Below are 18736 nucleotides of genomic sequence, written 5' to 3' on the forward strand. Positions count from 1 at the left end.
ACGATGGGGCCTTCTCGTTTAGTGGGCGTCGTCATGCTCGTCTGTCAGTAGCTGAGTCGCATCACCGGTGTATTCCGGTGTGCCCGATAGGATGCCGCTGAAGTGGCTGAGCGGCGGCCCGACCTCGAGGCCGGCGCTACTGAGGCGGTACTCACGGACGGTGTTTTCATGCCGTCCGCTGCGCTTTTTCACCACTGACAACGCCCGGCGAACGACGCCGGCATGCTCGAAGTAGCGCTGCATGATAACCGCATCGCTGAGATAGCTGATATCCACAGGCGTATCCATTGGGCCGACCAGGCCATGCTGGGCGAGCACCATGATGCTGATCACGCCTTTCTGGCCCAGATAACTCAACAGCTCGTGCATCTGCAGAATCAGGAATCGGCCATCAGGCATCGCGTGCAGATAGCCGTTGAGGCTGTCCAGAATCACCAGGCCGGCCCCCCGCACCTCTACGCTCTGGCGGACCGCGGCGGTGAACTCGCCGGGCGACAGCTCGGCCGGGTCGACCTGCTGCAGATGCAGCAGCCCCTGTTCGATCCACGGTTCCATGGGCAGCCCCAGCGCCCGCCCGCGCGCCAGCAGCGTGGCGATGTTTTCGTCAAAGACGAAGAAGGCGACCTGCTCGCCGCGTTTGCACGCCGCGACCGCATAGCTCAAGGCCAGCGAGGATTTGCCCACGCCGGCAGCGCCGACCAGCAGCGCGTTGGTGCCGCGTTCCAGGCCGCCACCCAGCATCTTGTCCAGTGCCGGATTACCGGACGAGGCCAGCTCACCGGAGAAGGACGAGTGGTGCTCGGCGGCGATGAGCCGGGGATAGATGCGCAGGCCGCCCTTGCGGATGGCGAAGTCGTGGTAACCGCCGCGAAACTGGATGCCACGCATCTTGATCACCCGCAGACGCCTGCGCTCGGCACCGTAGTCGATTGCCACCTGCTCCAACATGACCACGCCGTGGGAGATGGAATGCAGTTGCAGGTCGCCCACTTCCGAAGTCTGGTCGTCGAGCAGGATCACCGTGCAGTTGCGGGTGGTGAAGAAATGCTTGAGCGCCAACACCTGCCGGCGGTAGCGCAGAGGGCTTTGCGCCAGCAGGCGCATTTCCGAGAGGCTGTCGAAGATCACGCGACTCGGATTGGTTTCGGTGACCCGATTGAACACCTGCTGCGTGGTTTCACTCAGCTCCATCTCCACGGGGTGCAGCACCGTCAGTTCCAGGTCCGGGTCCAGGCTGGTCTCCGGCGTGACCAGCTCGAACACATCGATACCGTCGAGGGACCAGCCGTGCCGCTTGGCGACCAGCTCCAGTTCGTCCTTGGTTTCCGAGAGGGTTACATAGAGAACGCGCTCGCCCTGGCGGACCCCTTCGAGCAGGAACTGCAGCGCAATGGTGGTCTTGCCCGAGCCCGGGCTACCTTCGTACAGGTACATGCGGTTGGGGTCGAGGCCGCCGCCGAGAATGTCATCCAGCCCCTCGCTGCCAGTGGAAATGCGAGGGGGTTCATCGTCTGGTTGGAAGGAAAGATTAGTGAAATCGGTCATTCCGTTCTCCTTAACGCAGGCGCCGCTGCGTGCTTCGTTCCCACTCCTGCATGTCCATATCAGGACGGAGGCGGAGGGGAACAGGCCCGTTTCTCGCCTGGTGGGCAGGTCGGGCTGAATGCCGCTCGAATCGTCGCCTGATGCGCTTCTGATGTGCCGAAAATTGCGCGTTTGGCGGTCGACGTTCGAGGGGCGCAGTCATTTAATCCGACTCGCCAGCCGCCTGCCCGTTCCGCATGAATGTGCTCGGCACCTCCGCTGCAGCGCGCTCTCCAGGCGGCGCGAACATCTGCTGCGCGGTCCCCCCGGCCGCTTCGCTCGTTGCCCTTGGAGCTACTTCGAACCCCTCCGCTGCGCAACAGACTGCAACCATTGAACCTTGGATCATGGGCCGGGCTGCCCCATGATCAGCCTTTGCCTTCGCGGGTCGCCTGCATGTCTCGATTCTCTCGTCCGTCGGCTTCGGCACTGGGCCGCTTTCTGCAACTGGGCGGCACCGGCGCGCGCATTGCCGGCAACCTGCTGGTGCAGCGCATCACGCCAGGCAAGGCGCGTATCGACTGGGTGCTGGTCGGTGAACTGCTCGGTGATGCGCTTGGGCAGATGAAGGGCCCGGTGCTGAAGCTCGGTCAGCAGGCCTCGCAATGGCAGGACCTGCTGCCCGAACCGATCAGCGCGGCGCTGGCGAGCTTGCAGAACCAGGTGCCCTCGCTGCCATTCGATGCGCTGCAAGCCAATCTGCAGCGCGTCTACGACGGCAAGCTGTACGAACTGTTCGAGTCCATCGAGCCGGAGCCCGCGGCGGCGGCCTCGCTGGGCCAGGTCCACCGCGCTCGGGATCGGCAGGGCAGGGCGCTGATCATGAAGGTCCAGTACCCTGGCATCCGCGCCATCTGCGATGCCGATCTGCGCCAACTACGCCGCTTGATGCCGCTCGGGCGACTGTTCGGCACGCCGCCCGCGCGTCTCGATGCGGTGTATATCGAGCTGCAACGGGCCATTGCCGAGGAACTCGACTACGAGGCCGAGCGCGCCAACCTCGAAGCCTTCCGCGAGCACTTCAGCAACTGGCCGGGCATCCGCATTCCCTTTGCTGCGGGCGAACTCTGCCGGCCCGGTGTGCTGGTGCTGGAAGACCTGCCGGGCCGCTCCATGGCCGAGGTCGAACAGGCCCCGGCGGAGGTGCGCCAGCGCCTGGCCGAAACCCTCTGCGAATGGCTGGCCGAGCAGGCATTCGGTCTGCAACGGCTGCATACCGATCCGCATCCCGGCAACCTCGCCTGGACCGAATCCGGCGAGCTGGTGGTCTACGATTTCGGCAGCGTACTGCGCCTGGAACCGCGCTTGCTGGCCGGCTACGTGCAGATATTCGAAGCACTGCGTGGCACCTCCAGCGAGGCGCTGGAGCCTGGCTTTCAGGCCCTAGGCGGGCGCCAGCCGGGAAGCACGCCGCCGCACGGGCTGTACCGACGCATTCACCTGATGCTGCACCCGCTGCTGCAACCCGGCGCGCAGTGGGACTTCCGCGAAGCGGCGCTGCATCAACGGCTGTCCGAGCTGTTCCCGCTGATGATGTCCGCGCTCGGCAGCCTGCAACCGGCCTCCGGCACTTTGCTGATCAATCGCACTCTGGAAGGCCACTACTGGAACCTCTACCGGCTCGGCGCCTGCCTGCCCATCGCCGACCTGCTCGCCGAACATATCGAACGCTGGCGCAGCGCAGCCGGCGACCGTCGACCGTAAATCTGCTGGAGATCGTCATGCCGTTGGAATCATTCCCCGAAGGGTTTCGTGCGCTGGTCATCGGCGCATCCGGTGGCATCGGCGCCGCATTGGTCGATGCCTTGCGCAGCGATCCGCACTGCGCCTTGGTCATTGCGCTGAGTCGCTCGTCCGAGCCGGCGCTCGACCTGGCCGATCCCTCCAGCATCGAACAAGCCGCGGCCAGCGTGGTGGGGCAGGGGCCGTTTCATCTGATCATCAACGCCGCCGGCGTGCTGCACGGTGCCGAATTCATGCCGGAGAAGCGCCTGGCCGATCTCGACCAGGCACAGCTGCTCGCCACCTTCCAGATCAACACCTTCGGCCCGGCCATGCTGCTGCGTCACTTCAGCGGGCTGCTCGACCGCCAGCGCGGCGTGCTCGCCATGCTCTCGGCCAAGGTCGGCAGCATCGGCGATAACCGCCTCGGCGGCTGGTACAGCTACCGCGCCTCCAAGGCCGCGCTGAACATGCTGATCAAGACTGCTTCCATCGAGGTGCGCCGTAGCCAACCGAATGCGGTGCTGCTGGCGCTGCATCCGGGCACGGTGAACTCGGACCTGTCCCGACCCTTCCGTGGCGCCGAAATTGGCCGTCCGCCCGCGGATGCCGCGCAGGATCTGCTCAGGGTCATCGACAGCCTGGGGCCCGAGGCGAGTGGCGGGTTCCATGCGTACAGCGCAGAAGTGCTGCCGTGGTAGGGCCTCTCAGCCAACCGGGGTGGCGATTGCGCGGGCTACGGTTTCGGCCAGCAGTTCGAGCGAGAAGGGTTTGGTCATGAGTTGCATGCCGGGGGCCAGGCAGTCGAGGCGGGTCGCGGCCTGTTCGGCGTAGCCGGTGATCAGCACCACCGGCAGTCCAGGGTGCCGTTGCTGAAGCATTTCGGCGAGCTGGCGGCCGTTGAGCCCCGGCAGGCCGACATCGGTCAGCAGCAGGTCGAGCGAATCGAGCTGTGCGGCGACTTCCAGGGCGCTCTGACTGTCGGCGGCCAGGTGCACACGGTAGCCGAAATCCTCGAGCGCGCTCTGCAGCAGCGGCCGCACGGTGTCGTCGTCCTCGACCAACAGTACCGTGCGCCCGCCCCCTGCACCGGGAACGCGGCTCGTTGCCGCGGCCGATTCTTCCCGCGCGTCGGCAGGCGCCGCTGGCATGTGCAGGGCGACGCGGGTCCCCTTGCCCTGGCAGCTGTCGATGGTGATGAAGCCGCCGCTCTGGCGGACGAAGCCGTAGACCATCGACAAGCCGAGCCCGGTACCTTCGCCGAGGGGCTTGGTCGTGAAGAAAGGCTCGAACACCTTGTCCACCAGGGCCGCTGGGATGCCAATTCCGGTGTCGATGACGCGCACGCACAGGTATTCGCCGGCCTGCACGCCGTGGCGGGTGGCCTGCTCCGCTGGCAATTCCAGGCGCTGCGTCTCGATGCGCAATGTGCCGCCGTCCGGCATGGCATCCCGGGCATTGAACGTCAGGTTGAGCAGGGCGTTTTCCATCTGGCTGGGGTCGACCAGGGCGAGCCCGGCGGCCTCGTCGATAGCCAGCTCGAAGCGGATGGTTTCGCCCAGGCTGCGCTGCAACAGCTCGGCAAGCGAGCGGATCAGCGGATTGACCGCGGTCGGCCGGGTCTGCAAAGGCTGGCGGCGGGAGAAGGCCAGCAGGCGCTGGGTCAGGGAGGCGGCGCGCTGCGCCGAGCCATGTGCCGCATCGAGATACCGCGGCAGGTCGTCATGGCGACCGGTATCCAGGCGCAGGCGAATCAGATCCAGCGCACCGATGATGCCAGTCAGCATGTTGTTGAAGTCGTGTGCGATGCCGCCGGTAAGCTGGCCGACGGCGTCCATCTTCTGAGAGTGGCGCAGTTGTTCCTCTGCTCGGCTGCGCTCCTGGACTTCGACGGTCAGTTGGTCGAGCGCCTGCTGCAGTGCCTGGGTTCGCAGCTCGACCTCCTGCTCGAGCTGCTGATTGAACTCGCGCAGCATCTCCTCGCTGCGCCTCTCGGCATCGACGTCGATGATCACTACCGCCGCGCCCATCGGCTGCTCGGTGTTGTCATAGAGGGGCACGCCGCTCAGGCGCAGCCAGCGTTCGCCGCCGTTTTCGGGGTAGTACCGGTAGTCCTGGTCATTTACCTGCTCGCCGCGCAGGGCACGGGCACCGACGTACTGGCTCGGCGGTATGACCTGCCCGTGGCTGTCCAGGCCTACCCAGCGCCGGGCCCGGTCGGGCGCCGCCGAAGGTATCTTCCGGTTCGGCACGTACTCGTCGTACTTGGGGTTGCTGAGCAGTGTATTGCCGTCGGTATCGATGAAGCAGACCCCGACCGGAAGGTTCTCGATCAGTCGCTCGAAGCGGGCTCGCTCATCGACTTGGGCGGACTTCTGTCGCTGCCGGGCGAGCCGCTCCCGATGCAGCTGTATGCAGGTGGCCAGGCAGCTGAGCAGCGTGGCGGGCCCGGCCGGCTCTTCGAGTACCACGAAGTCGCTGATCTCCGACGGGAGGCGGGCACGGAGCACAGCATGGGGCTCGGTGCCGGAGCCCAGCAGGATGAACGGAATGGCTCCGCCGGCCGGCAGTTGCCCGAGCGCGGCGCTGAGGTTATCCAACGGCCCCGCCGCCAGCTCGTCGGCGAGCATCACGACGTCGACCGTTTCGTCGATGCGCTGTGCCAGGCTCGTCTGGTCAGTGCAAAGGCCGACGCTGTAGCCGTCGGCCGTCAGCAGCGCGGCGAGCTCGCGCCGTTTGTCGCTGTCGCGCATGCCGAGAACGATTCGCTTTGCTTCCGCAGTTTCGCCTGCCATCTGTAACGTGCGCCTTGTCTGGTTGGTGGTCCGATCAGGGCTCCCGATCGATCGGACATGGCTCGACGCGGCTGCCGGTGTCGGGCAGTGCGAAAGCAGGTCCGTCCTTGGGCGGACTGCCGACAAGCGAGAGTGTTCCCAGGAGCTGCATGGTCACCCGCTTGAGCACGGCATGGTATCGGTGAACGCCGGTGGGAGATAGGAGCCTGCGCCAAAGGGCCGCTAGACGGCCCGAACGTGTTCTGGACGTCTGCGGGTCTGTCGATCCGGTGCAGCGTGCCACGCGCGACCACGTCGAATTGGCTGCGGACTCGCCTGTCTGCTACAACGCACGTCAGCCCGGCGACCCGCGGCATCTGGCCGGTCAGATGGGCTACGAGACGACAGGAGCGCTTCCGATGATCGATCTGCCGCTGATGCTTGCCTTTATCGCAGCCGCGTCCCTGCTGACCGTCACGCCGGGTGTGGACACGGCCATCGTGCTGCGGACGGCCACGCTGGAAGGGCGGCGGCAGGCGGTATTGGCCGCGGCGGGTATCTGTCTGGGTTGCCTGGCATGGGGGGTGGCGGTCTCGCTCGGGCTCGGCGCGCTGCTGCAGGCCTCGGAACTTGGCTATACCCTGGTCAAGTTCGCTGGCGCCGCCTACCTGATCTGGCTCGGCTCGCATCTGCTGTTCAAACCTCGCGCCTCGTTCGACGCGGGCACGCTCGAGGCGCCTTCTGCAGCGAGGGGTCAGGCCTTCTGGCGCGGCCTGCTGACCAACCTGCTCAACCCCAAGGTGGGCGTGTTCTACGTCACCTTCCTGCCCCAGTTCGTCCCGCTCGGCGCGGATGTGGCCGCCTATTCGTTCTTCCTGGCCGGCCTGCATGTACTGCTGACCCTGGCCTGGTTCGCCATCCTGATCGCGGCAACGATCCCGCTCGGCAGACTGCTGCGCCGTCCCGCGCTGACCCGGGCGCTGGACCGGCTGACCGGTGGAGTGCTGGTGGGGTTCGGGGTGAGGCTGGCGGCTTCGAGCGGACCGTAGGGAGCGCGAAAAGCTCCGCTTCCGCGCTCTGGGGCTGGAGAACGGTTTAGGAAACGCAACGTCACGCTGCACAGCGCCATCGAACTGGTGCGTCTAGGAAGAACGCTGCTAGGTGGCACGCCTTTGCTTTCGTTGATCAGGCTTGGGTGGCGGCCTGGACCAGGGAACCAGGCATGTAGAACGAAAGTCTTACAGCCCATGCGCCGGCGCCTCGAGGCCAATTCCGAGCGTCGGTACGGAGCTGCCTTTCGCGAGTACATGGAGGTGAATCGTGAACCAGACCAGTTGCCCGGCTCCCAACGGTGCAGCCTCGAATATCGCCACAGGTCGATCCCATCGATTGGGTGCGCGGTGCCACACGGCATCGTGGTCCAGTCGTTTCTACGCTGGAAGTTGGCCATTTCCCTTGAATCACTGTTCCGCGATTTGTTCGTCGGGATGAATCGCCCATGCTCGCTAGACGCCGACTCGCTTAAGGATATGGCTAATGAAGATTTTAATTACAGGAAGTAAAGGTCAGGTCGGGCGCAGTTTGGTCGAGGAAGGGGCCAAAAGGGGATTGCACGTAATAGGTCTCGGTAGAGCGGAACTTGATGTCAGTTGTCCTCGATCCGTTGCGAATGCAGTGAAATCGGCGAATCCGGACCTGATCATCAACGCCGCCGCGTACACCGCCGTAGATGCCGCGGAGGAACAGGTCGAGGCGGCATATCGCATTAACCGAGACGGTGCCCTTCAGTTGGCCAAGGAAGCGCAGCGCCACGGTATTCCACTCTTTCATCTTTCGACAGACTACGTCTTCGACGGAGTACTGGCGCGACCCTATGTCGAGAGCGATCAAACGAACCCTATTAGCGTTTATGGTGCAAGCAAACGGGCCGGGGAGCTCCAGGTTCAGCAGTTTGAAAAGCACTTGATCTTAAGAACCAGCTGGGTGTTCGGCAGGCATGGAAGCAACTTCGTGAAAACGATGCTGCGCCTGGCAGGTGAAACGGAATTACGCGTCGTCGATGATCAAGTTGGCTGTCCGACCAGTGCGGATCGGATAGCGTCGGTTTTGCTCGACCTCGCATTGCGTTATCAGGCAGACGGCAAGCTTCCGTGGGGGCTTTATCACTACAGCAGCCAGCCTGCTTGCTCATGGTTCGAATTTGCCCAAGCCATTTTTGAGCAAGCGGTCCGCGCGGGGATCGTCCGGCACCCACCTCGATTGACGCCTATCGCTACCGAAGCCTATCCAACCCCAGCGAAACGTCCGGCTTGGTCCGTGCTGGATTGCAGTCGTTTTACGGAGGCTTTCGGCATCCCCCCTGCGCTGTGGTCCGTGGATCTGGAGGCAGTCATCGACGCTTTGAAAAGCCCGTGTGGCCTGTTCGATGAGGCAGTTTCGGCATAGTGAGTGACCGCTCAGATCGCGCCGCTGAACGGTCATGATTTCCTGAAACTTTTTCTTACACGTTCAAGTCGGACTCATAAGGAGCTCATGGGGGACGGGTAATGCCGTCGCCGGGCGAGCATCCGCTGATGGACCGAGGATGCCGCGACACCTGATGGATGCTGGTGCCGCGACCGAAGTGCACGGACCCTTGGCGATGATCCGCCTCCGCCGAATGGCGGCCTGAGCAGCGATGCACGAACGCTGAGCAGGGAGTAGGGACGATGCTTTTCAATTCAATGGAATTCATTGCCGGTTTTCTTCCGGTGGTGCTGCTCGGATTCTTCTTGCTGACCGGATCGGGCCGACAACGGTTGGCGGTGATCTGGCTAACGGTCGTCTCGCTGGTGTTCTACGGCTGGTGGAATCCGGTCTACGTCCCGCTGCTGGTCGGCAGCATGCTGTTCAACTACCTCCTCGGCGGCTACCTGCGCCGGCACCCGTCGCGCCGTATCCTGGCATTGGCAGTGGCTGCCAATGCGCTGCTGCTTGTCTATTACAAGTACACCGGCTTTCTCTTCAGCACCCTGGACGCCGCGCTGGAACTGGGCTGGCGCGTCGAGGACATCATCCTGCCGCTGGCCATTTCGTTCTTCACCTTCCAGCAGATTGCCTACCTGGTCGACGCCCATGATGGCGTAGTGGAAGAACACGACTTCGCCAACTATTGCCTATTCATCAGCTTCTTCCCGCAGCTGATCGCCGGACCGATCACCCACCACGGTGAGATGCTTGCGCAGTTCAACGACCGCGACAGCTTCCGCGCGCGCATCGACAACCTGTCGCTGGGCGCCACGGTGTTTTTGCTCGGCCTGTTCAAGAAGGTGGTGATCGCCGATACCCTCGCGCTGAAAGCCACGCCGGTCTTCAGCCTGGCCGCCGACGGCACCGTCCCGGCGTTCTACGACGCATGGACCGGCGCGCTGACCTACACGCTGCAGATCTATTTCGACTTCTCTGGCTACAGCGACATGGCCATCGGGCTTGCGCTGCTGTTCGGCATCAGCCTGCCGGCCAACTTCAACAGCCCGTTCAAGGCGCGCAACGTCATCGACTACTGGTCGCGCTGGCATATGACGCTGACGCGCTTTCTCACCGCCTACCTCTACAACCCCATTGTGCTGCGCGTGACCCGTGCCCGTATGGCAGCCGGCAAGCCGCAGCCGCGCCGCGGCAAGATGACACTTGGCACCTTCCTCGCGCTGGTCGCCTATCCGACAGTATTCACCATGTTCATCTCCGGCATCTGGCACGGCGCCGGCTGGCAATTCGTGGTGTTCGGCCTGCTACATGGCTTCTACCTGGTGGTCGCCCATGGCTGGCGCGCCTGGAAAGTACGCCAGGGCTGGAAGCTGGACAGCGAGGTCTGGTGGCATCAGGCGCTGGCCGTGCTGGTGACCTTCCAGTGCGTGGTGGTGGCGATGGTGTTCTTCCGCGCCGCCGACGTGCCGGCCGCGCTGGCGGTCCTCCAAGGCATGCTCGGTTTGAGCCCGGACAGCGTGCACATGGACCGATCGGACTTCGCCTATATCGCCGCGCTGCTGGCGTTCGTCTGGGGCATGCCCAACGTGCAGCAGTGGATGGGCCACTTCCGCACAGCACTCAACTATCAGGCCCAGCTTCATTGGACTGAACGGCTGCTGCCAGTCAGCGCCTGGCGTCCATCGGCAATCCACGGCATGGCGGTAGGTGTGCTCGGTTTCTTCGCCCTGGCGATCGCCTTTTCCATGGCGCCGACCGAATTTCTCTACTTCCAGTTCTGACCACGACAAGGAGTCCCGGCATGCAACAACTCTCCTGGCTACCGCCGCACCCTGACCTGGCCAGCGCAATCGGCCAGGCCAAGCGCATCGACGACCCACTGCAGCGGCTAAACGAAGCCGCTCGGCTGGCGGCATACCAGCGTGACTTCACGCTGACCGCACGGCTGGACAAGCTGGCCACCGCCGGCATCGAGCAGCATGCAGCGGCGGCACGACTGACGCCGCTGCGCGTGGCGCTGCTCGCCTCGCATACGGTGGACCACCTGCTGCCGACCATTCGCATGGCCGGCCTGCAGCGGCGCCTGGCGCTGTCGCTGCACGTTGCGCCTTACGGCATGTACCGCCAGGCGCTGCTGGCCGATGACCCGGCGCTGAACGCCTTCTCCCCCCAACTGCTGGTACTGGCGCTGGACGCCCATGACGCGCCGCTGCAACTGCCCTTGCACGCAGGCCAGGCGGAGGTGGATGCCGCCGTCGCAGAGCGCGTCGACGAGCTGCGCCTCCTTTGGCGCCGGGCCCGCGAGCGCTACGCCGCGCAGGTGGTGCAGCAAACCCTGGTGCCGGTCGCGCCGCCATTGTTCGGCTCTTACGAAGCACTGGTGCCGGCTTCGCCGCGGGCAGTCATCGAACGCTTGAATGCGGCTATCCGCGGCGCTGCCCGCGAGGATGGCGTGCTGCTGCTCGATTTGGCGTGGCACGCAGCCGCTTATGGCGACGGCCTGGCCGACCCGGTGCGCTGGTACCAGGCCAAGCAGCTGGTCAGCCCGGCCTTGGCCCCGCTTTACGGCGATCATCTGGCACGGATAGCGGCCGCCACTGCGGGGCTGTCGCACAAGTGCCTCGTGCTCGATCTGGACAACACCCTGTGGGGCGGTGTGATCGGTGATGACGGTATCGACGGTATCCAGCTCGGCCAGGGCAGCCCCAGCGGCGAGGCGTTTCTCGCCTTTCAGCGTTATGCCGCGCAACTGGCGCGCCGCGGGGTGATTCTCGCGGTATGCAGCAAGAACGACCTGCACATCGCCGAGGCGGCGTTCGCGCATCCGGAGATGGCATTGAAGCGCAGCGATGTCGCAGCTTTCGTCGCCAACTGGGAAGACAAGGCCGGCAACCTGCGGCGCATCGCGAGCATGCTGGATATCGGCCTGGACAGCCTGGTATTCGTCGACGACAACCCCGCCGAACGCGACATCGTGCGCCGCGAGCTGCCGGAAGTCGCTGTGCCGGAACTGCCCGACGACGTTGCCGATTACCCCGCGCGGATAGCCGCCGCGGGCTATTTCGAAGCTGTGTCCTTTACCTCCGACGACGCCGAGCGTGGCCGCAGCTATGCGCTTAATGCCGAACGCAAGGCCGCGCAGAGCCAGGCCACGGACATGGACGGCTACCTGCGCGGGTTGCAGATGGTGCTGCGCGTCAGCCGCATCGGCAGTGCAGAGCTGGCCCGCGCCACGCAGCTGATCAACAAGACCAACCAGTTCAATCTCACCACCCGCCGTTATACCGAAGCCGAAGTCGAGCGCATGGCCAGCGATCGGCAAGCCATTGCGCTGGCCCTGCGGCTGGAGGACAAGTTCGGCGATAGCGGCCTGATCAGCGTGGTGCTGGCGCGACCGGATGCAGCCATCGAGGCTGACGAACTGCTGATCGACAGCTGGCTGATGAGCTGTCGCGTGCTGGGCCGCCAAGTCGAGTCGGCGGTGCTGGACGTGCTGGCCGATGCAGCCGCGGCTGCCGGCTGGCGTGCCCTGGTTGGCGAATACCGCCCCACCGAACGCAACGGCATGGTCGCCGAGCACTATCCGCGACTGGGCTTCGAGCAGCGCTCAGCCCCCGATAACGCAACCCCCGATGCCAGTTTCTGGCGCTGCGAGCTGGCGTCACGCCTATCCATAAACCACCACATCCAGGTGCAAGCATGAACGAAAAGGAAATTCTCCAGGCGCTGACCCAGGTTTTTCACGACGTGTTCGACGATGACGACATCGTCCTCACGGCCGAAACCACGGCCGACGACATCGATGGCTGGGACAGCCAGGCCCATGTCCTGCTGATCGTGGCCGCCGAGCAACGCTTCGGCATCAAGTTCCGCACTGCTGAGCTGGAGTCGCTGAAGAACGTCGGCCATTTCGTGCAACTGATCCAGAGCAAGCTCGGGGGGCGTTGAGCCATGAGCGCAACTGTCGATAGCGGCCGGGGCGGCGCCGCCCGGACCGGAGCTGAACGGCAACAGGTGCGAGCCAGCTATCTGCTGGGGGTGTTCGCTGGGCTGTTCGCAATGCTCGGCGCCTTTGCCGCACTGCTCGCATGGCTGCACCACAGTGACAACCTGCCACCGCCGGCTTTCTCCAACAGCCTGTGCGTGGATGAAAAGCTGCGTTTCCTCCGGCACAACCCGATCGATCAGCCCAACCTGCTGGTCATCGGTTCATCAGTCGCCTGGCGTCATGTCGACGGTGACGTGCTCAGGTCGAGCGCCCCGGAGCTGCGTCCGTTCAACGGCGCCTTCTGTGGCCTGCATGCAAACCAGTCTGCCTATGTCGCCGACTGGTTGCTGGATCGCCAACCGAGCATTCGTCAGGTGGTGATGATCGTCGACCTGCTGGACTTCGCCGGCTGCTGGAAGGTGCCGGACGCGGTCTTCGACCGGGAAGATGCCGACCACTATGTCTATCAGCAGGCCTCGCGCTGGGGCTATTACATGCGCTATTTCTCGCCGCGTTCGCTGTTGCGCAACGCCCGGACAATCAAGGCTCAACGCGCCAACGAGATCGAATGGGACCCGCTGGTATTCACGCGACACGGCGACGGACCATTGGAGCCGCGCGCCGATCGAGGCCTTTTCTATGGCGAGCCCGACCCGCTGGACAATAGCTGCTTCGCAGCGCTTGGACGGCTGTCCGAACGGCTTCGACAGGAGCAGCGGCAGCTGCTGGTGGTGTCCACGCCGCTGCATCCGCAGTGGAAGGTCAAGTACGATGCCGACGGCCACTTCCTCGCCCGTTTCGATACCAAACTGAGCGCGGCCATTGGCGGACACGGTGGCGCAAAGTACTGGAATGCCGATCGAGAGTGGGTAGCGCCGCCCGGTGCGTTCGTCGATGCGATTCACCTTCGCTGGTCCGCCGTTCATGACTTTTCCGAGGCATTGGCCGACCAGCTGCGCGAAGCCGAACAGGCACGGCTTGGCGAGTCGGTACTGGCTGGCAGCGGCGTGTACGGTGCGCCCTGAGCAAACCTCGGCAAACGTCGCGAGGTCGGAGATGAGTAACGGAACGAGTCCGGCCAGTTGCTCGTCCTGCCGTATGTGGCACGGAGCCGCCGGTCGTCAGGTCGCATCGGGCGTGCGTGCTGTGGTATGGTCCGCGCCCTTTGCAATTCCGACCGACGTACCGACCGTATGAACGTTCCGACCCGCTCTGCCTGGCTGCCTACGCCGCCATAGCGAAACGCCCCACCATTCGATTCGGCCCATCGCGGCTGACTCGCCTCGCTGCTGCAGCGATCCGACCGCGCCCGTGCGGCCGTCAGTCATGCCTATATCTCGAACACGACGCGTTCTGAACGCCACTTTGCATGGTGCGGTTGCGTCCCTTGCCTCGGATTTACCAATGTTGCAATCGATCAAACACAACTGGCTCTCAAATATCCGTGGTGACGTGCTGTCTGGTCTCGTCGTTGCGTTGGCCCTGATTCCGGAAGCCATTGCCTTCTCCATCATCGCAGGCGTGGACCCGAAGGTCGGGCTGTACGCGTCCTTCTGCATCGCCGTGGTAATAGCCTTTGTCGGCGGCCGCCCAGGCATGATTTCAGCAGCCACCGGGGCGATGGCCCTGCTGATGGTCACGCTGGTAAAGAACCACGGTCTGGAATACCTCCTGGCCGCCACGCTGTTGTGCGGGGTGCTGCAGATCATCGCCGGCTACCTGCGGCTCGGCTCGCTGATGCGCTTCGTCTCGCGCTCGGTGGTGACCGGCTTCGTCAATGCGCTGGCGATCCTTATCTTCATGGCCCAGCTACCGGAGCTGACGAACGTCACCTGGCACGTTTACGCCATGACGGCCGCGGGCCTGGCCATCATCTACCTGTTCCCGTACGTGCCAAAGCTCGGAAAGGTCATTCCGTCGCCGCTGGTGTGCATCCTCAGCATGACGGCGGTAGCCATGTACTTCGGCCTGGACATCCGCACCGTCGCCGACATGGGCGAGCTGCCCGATACGCTGCCGGTTTTCCTCTGGCCGGACGTGCCGCTCAACCTTGAAACGCTGGCCATCATCTTCCCTTACTCAGCGGCGCTGGCCGTGGTCGGCCTGCTGGAGTCGCTGATGACCGCGACCATCGTCGATGACCTGACCGATACCACCAGCGACAAGAATCGCGAGTGCAAGGGGCAAGGCGTCGCCAACATCGCAGCGGGCATGCTGGGCGGCATGGCTGGCTGCGCCATGATCGGACAGTCGGTGATCAACGTGAAGTCGGGTGGGCGCACGCGTCTGTCCACGCTGGTCGCCGGTGTTGTGCTGCTGTTGCTGGTTGTCTTCCTGAGCGATTGGGTCGGGCAGATCCCCATGGCCGCGCTGGTGGCGGTGATGATCATGGTATCCATCGGCACCTTCAGCTGGGACTCGGTGCGCAACCTGCGTCGGTATCCGCTGTCGACCAATATCGTGATGGTCGCCACGGTGGTCGTGGTTGTGTTCACTCATAACCTGGCCTATGGCGTTCTGGTTGGCGTGTTACTGGCCGCGTTGTTTTTCGCCAACAAGGTTGGCCACTACCTCTCGGTGAGTTCCGAATTGAATGAAGCGGCGGATCACCGTACGTATACCGTTGCCGGCCAGGTGTTCTTCAGTTCGGCGGACAAATTCATCAACGCGTTCGATTTCAAGGAGGCGATCGCCAAGGTCACGATCGACTTGCGCCGCGCGCATTTCTGGGACATCACCGCGGTCGCTGCACTGGACAAAGTGGTGATCAAGCTGCGCCGGGAAGGCACCGAAGTGGACGTGCTGGGTCTTAACGAAGCCAGCGCCACCATCGTCGACAGATTCGGCGTGCACGACAAACCCCACAGCGCCGACGAGTTGATAGGTCACTGAGCCGAGCCGGCACCGCTGCGGGAATACCGGTGCCGGCTATTAGGCAGCCACCGTGACCTGCGGCAGATGGTGGAGAGCGGGGCGTTTCGCGAGGACCTGTTCTACCGGCTGAATGGCGCGTCGCTGAAGCTGCCGCCGTTACGTGAGCGGGCGGACAAGGCGTTCCTGATCGACCGCGTCTTTGCCGAGTTGGCCGAGGGGCGACCGGGCAATCCGCACCTGCGTGGCGATGCGATCAGCGCGCTGCTGGCGTATCCCTGGCCGGGCAACATTCGCGAGCTGCGCAACGTGCTGCAGTACGCGCTGGCGACCTGCGAGGGGGACGAGATCACCGTGCAGGATCTGCCGGATGAATGCCTGCCGCGCATTCTCGCCCGCAGCCGGCAAGCCGAGTCGGAGCCGGAACCCGAGTCGGCCGCGGCCTTGCGCGAGACGATGCGTCGCCATCGCTGGAACGTCAGTGCCGCGGCGCGCGAACTCGGCGTGTCACGGCCGACGATGTACTGCCGCATGCGCCTGCTGGGGATCGAGGCGCCGATCTGACGTGAGTCAGCGCGCCGCGGGCTCGGTGCCCGGTTGGCCCGCCACCTCGATATCGAAGGCGATGCTCCAGTTCTGCAACGGGTAGGGCTGGTGCACCAGGGCCTTGATGTTCGCTTCGGCGGGCATCAGGTCCTTGAGGTATTCGTAGGTCGCATCGGCACGCATGGGATCGCTGTCGCGTAGCTGGCCGGCGCCGCCCACCTGGTAGCCGGCATAGCTGACGCGTGGTTGGCCGCTGAGTTCGCGATCGGCGCGCAGGCGGACGATGGTGTCGGCCACGATCTCCACGGCAGCGATGGGCACCTCGCCCTGGTCGTCCTGCAGCATGAAGCCCTTGTTCTTCACGTCGCGGGCCTCGTGGCCGATGTAAGGCTGGTCGAACGCCAGCGGCGGGTGCGGCACGTGGAAGTCGATCAGTACGTCGCGGCCGTCCAGTGTGGCCTGACGGGGCGACAGGGGCACCCATTCCTTACGCTCGATGACGACGTGGTGATAGACCTTGCCGAGCATCTGGCCGAACCAGCGGTAACCGTTGGCCGACAGGTGCACGCCCTTGTCGGTGTAGGGGTAGACCGGCCCGACCAGGTACCAGCCGGGCTCTTCCTGAGCCAGTTCCCATTGCGCCATGCCGACCGCGAGCGAACCGTCCTTGACCGAGGATTTGGCGTCGGTCTGGTAGCTGAAGAAGGCCGGCATCTTTTCCTGCCCGGCGATGGCCTTGGCGGTGTCGGCATAGAGGTCGTCGCGCAGCTGGCGCAGCTTGGCCTTGTAGTACGCCTGATCGTTCTTGCCGCCATTGGTATGGGAATAGTCGTACTCGCCCTGCAGCCAGAAGAATGCGCTGATGCTGTAACTGGCCTGTTGCGCGTCGGCCAGCGCCTTGGCCTGATCGACGGCCTGGGTCACGCGCAGGTATTCGTTGGTGCCGCCGGTTTTCGAGAGCTGGGCGATGGAGCGACCCGAGGTCGAGGCGTTGCTGGCGACGAACAGGTGTTCCGGATCGGTGTCGCGGCCGAGGTGATGCAGATAGAGCCGACGTGCCATGTTCAGCGCGCCGACTTCCACCGATTCGCCTTCCTCCTGCGCCTGCGGCGCGAGCTTGCCGACCTTCTCTGCATCGAGCACCACGGCCGCGTTGCTCTTCTGCTGCACCACGGCACGCAGCGGGGTGAAGGCTGCTTCGCCCACCGGCTTGAACGCCGCGCCGCTGAACGCCGCCGAGCGTGGCGACTGACCGAGCATGAGGTTGTCGTAGCGTGGCGCGACGGACAGCGCCGGCCAGCCCTCGGCGGCGGAGGCCAGCGACTGCCCGTAGGTGATGATGTGGTTGTACTTGCTCTGCAGCGGCTGGGTCAGCTCGTTGGGCTTGGCCATGAGCTCGGCGGTCACCCGCTTGTTCTCGGCATCTCGCTCGGCGAGCTGACTCTCGGTGACTTCGGCGAAGCAGGGTGCGGTGATGCTCATCAGCGCCGCGGCAATGGCCAGGCGCAGGGCTGTGGAATGGCGGAGGCGTTGGAGCTCGGGCATGGGCGGTTCCGGGGCGGCACTGGATCGTCTGCTGAGGCTGCGTCGGGCGAGCCGTAGCAGGGTGGACGCGCTTTCGACGATGGCAATCGAGGTAAGTTCGTGGCGGTCATGCCGATGCAGGATTGGCTATGCTGTCCGCCATTCCCGGGGCGGCTTCGATGACTCGAACGATGCCGATGCTGGCCGCTGCCCTGGCAGGTCAACCCGTAGCGGAGAAGTGTTCATGAGCCACAAAGCCATATTCGTACAGCCCGGCGGCGGTTATGAGCGGGTCATCGTCGGCACCAGCGAGGCCGCCCGGCCCGAGGCCGGCGAGATCACCGTGCGGCTGCGCGCCAACTCGTTGAACTACCACGACTTCGCGGTGGTGAGCGGCATGTGGGGACCCAGCGAGCCGCGCATTCCCATGGCCGATGGCGCCGGTGAAGTGGTGGCGGTGGGTTCCGGCGTGACTGAATTTGCCGTTGGCGACGCGGTAGTCAGCACCTTCTTCCCCGACTGGCTGGCCGGCGAGCCGCTGGTGGAAGGCTTCGCCACGGTGCCGGGCGACGGTGTCGATGGCTATGCCCGCGAAATGGTCACCGCCCGCGCCACCTCGTTCACCCATGCGCCCAAGGGCTACAGTCATGCCGAGGCGTCGACCCTGACCACCGCCGGCCTCACTGCCTGGCGTGCGCTGATGGCCGACGGCAAGCTCAAGCCCGGCGACAGCGTGTTGATCCAGGGTACCGGCGGCGTGTCGATCTTCGCCCTGCAGTTCGCCAAGATGGCCGGCGCCACGGTCATCGCCACCTCGTCCAGCGACGCCAAGCTGGAGCGCCTGCGGGAGATGGGCGCCGACCACCTGATCAACTACCGAACGACACCCGCCTGGGGCGAGACGGTGCGCGAGCTGACCGATGGCCGCGGCGTGGACCATGTGATCGAGGTCGGCGGGCCGGCGACGCTGGCGCAGTCGATGGTTGCGGCGCGCATCGGCGGGCATATCTCGGTGATCGGCATTCTTACCGGCATTGCTGGCGAGCTGCAGCTGGTGCCGGCACTGGTGCGTCAGTTGCGCTTGCAGGGCGTGCTGGTGGGCAGCCGCACGCAGCAGCAGGAAATGATCCGTGCCATCGATGCCAATGGCATCCGTCCGGTGATCGACAAGCGGTTTGCGCTGGACGAGATCGTCGAGGCGTTCCGTTACCAGGAGAGCAACCAGCACTTCGGCAAGATCTGCCTGGAGTTCTGACGCCGC

Annotated in this window: 14 protein-coding genes; 11 read left to right on the forward strand and 3 right to left on the reverse strand. The window is 64.6% G+C overall.

The genetic code is table 11. The features are described from left to right. Positions 1-18: 18 nt before the first annotated feature. On the reverse strand, positions 19-1545 hold the full coding sequence (locus P5703_RS05515; protein WP_044314446.1) for an ATPase domain-containing protein: 1527 nt from the start codon (positions 1543-1545) through the stop codon (positions 19-21). A gap of 435 nt (positions 1546-1980) precedes the next feature. On the opposite strand from P5703_RS05515, the gene P5703_RS05520 reads away from it, so the two are divergent. After that, entirely contained in the window at positions 1981-3288 is a 1308-nt protein-coding gene (locus tag P5703_RS05520) for an ABC1 kinase family protein (protein ID WP_279641244.1), read from the forward strand. A 17-nt stretch (positions 3289-3305) separates the two neighbouring features. Continuing rightward, positions 3306-4007 carry an SDR family NAD(P)-dependent oxidoreductase gene (locus P5703_RS05525; protein ID WP_279641245.1) on the forward strand — a complete coding sequence of 234 codons (702 nt, stop codon included), beginning with the start codon at positions 3306-3308 and terminating at the stop codon, positions 4005-4007. 6 nt (positions 4008-4013) lie between these two features. Here the strand turns inward: P5703_RS05525 and P5703_RS05530 are convergent, their stop codons facing one another. Then, entirely contained in the window at positions 4014-6101 is a 2088-nt protein-coding gene (locus P5703_RS05530) for a hybrid sensor histidine kinase/response regulator (protein WP_181090749.1), read from the reverse strand. A gap of 398 nt (positions 6102-6499) precedes the next feature. Here P5703_RS05530 and P5703_RS05535 point away from each other — a divergent pair, with 398 nt between their 5' ends. From P5703_RS05535 to P5703_RS05570, 8 genes are all read left to right on the forward strand, one after another. Then, positions 6500-7129: a LysE family translocator gene (locus P5703_RS05535; RefSeq protein WP_013983511.1), complete on the forward strand. Its 630-nt coding sequence runs from the start codon at positions 6500-6502 to the stop codon at positions 7127-7129. Between the two features lie 487 nt (positions 7130-7616). Further along, positions 7617-8525, forward strand: coding sequence for a dTDP-4-dehydrorhamnose reductase (gene rfbD / locus P5703_RS05540; protein ID WP_279641246.1), 909 nt, complete (start codon positions 7617-7619; stop codon positions 8523-8525). Positions 8526-8788: 263 nt separating this feature from the next. Beyond that, the gene (locus P5703_RS05545) at positions 8789-10327 is read left to right on the forward strand and encodes an MBOAT family O-acyltransferase (protein ID WP_061373271.1); all 1539 of its coding nucleotides are present in this window, start codon (positions 8789-8791) and stop codon (positions 10325-10327) included. A gap of 20 nt (positions 10328-10347) precedes the next feature. Further along, positions 10348-12249: an HAD-IIIC family phosphatase gene (locus P5703_RS05550; protein ID WP_011913979.1), complete on the forward strand. Its 1902-nt coding sequence runs from the start codon at positions 10348-10350 to the stop codon at positions 12247-12249. Further along, complete coding sequence (locus P5703_RS05555) at positions 12246-12494, forward strand: acyl carrier protein (RefSeq protein WP_011913978.1); 249 nt, start codon at positions 12246-12248, stop codon at positions 12492-12494. The genes P5703_RS05550 and P5703_RS05555 overlap by 4 nt, the downstream gene beginning before the upstream one ends. 3 nt (positions 12495-12497) lie before the next feature. Beyond that, entirely contained in the window at positions 12498-13559 is a 1062-nt protein-coding gene (locus P5703_RS05560; protein ID WP_279641247.1) for a hypothetical protein, read from the forward strand. 379 nt (positions 13560-13938) lie between these two features. After that, a complete protein-coding gene (locus P5703_RS05565) occupies positions 13939-15426 on the forward strand; it encodes a SulP family inorganic anion transporter (RefSeq protein WP_013983506.1) in 1488 nt (495 codons plus the stop codon). 15 nt (positions 15427-15441) lie between these two features. Then, the gene (locus P5703_RS05570) at positions 15442-15969 is read left to right on the forward strand and encodes an AAA-type ATPase lid domain-containing protein (RefSeq protein ID WP_255222875.1); all 528 of its coding nucleotides are present in this window, start codon (positions 15442-15444) and stop codon (positions 15967-15969) included. Positions 15970-15975: 6 nt separating this feature from the next. Here P5703_RS05570 and P5703_RS05575 read toward each other — a convergent pair whose 3' ends face one another. Next, positions 15976-17496, reverse strand: a complete 1521-nt coding sequence (locus tag P5703_RS05575; RefSeq protein WP_053527361.1) for a hypothetical protein — start codon at positions 17494-17496, stop codon at positions 15976-15978. A 223-nt stretch (positions 17497-17719) separates the two neighbouring features. On the opposite strand from P5703_RS05575, the gene P5703_RS05580 reads away from it, so the two are divergent. Next, positions 17720-18730 (forward strand): zinc-dependent alcohol dehydrogenase family protein, encoded by a 1011-nt coding sequence (locus P5703_RS05580; RefSeq protein ID WP_014597272.1) that lies wholly within the window; start codon positions 17720-17722, stop codon positions 18728-18730. The last annotated feature ends 6 nt before the right edge of the window (positions 18731-18736 follow it).

Origin of the sequence: Stutzerimonas sp. FeSN7 (genome assembly GCF_030263795.1) — a bacterium.
Taxonomy (GTDB): domain Bacteria; phylum Pseudomonadota; class Gammaproteobacteria; order Pseudomonadales; family Pseudomonadaceae; genus Stutzerimonas; species Stutzerimonas stutzeri.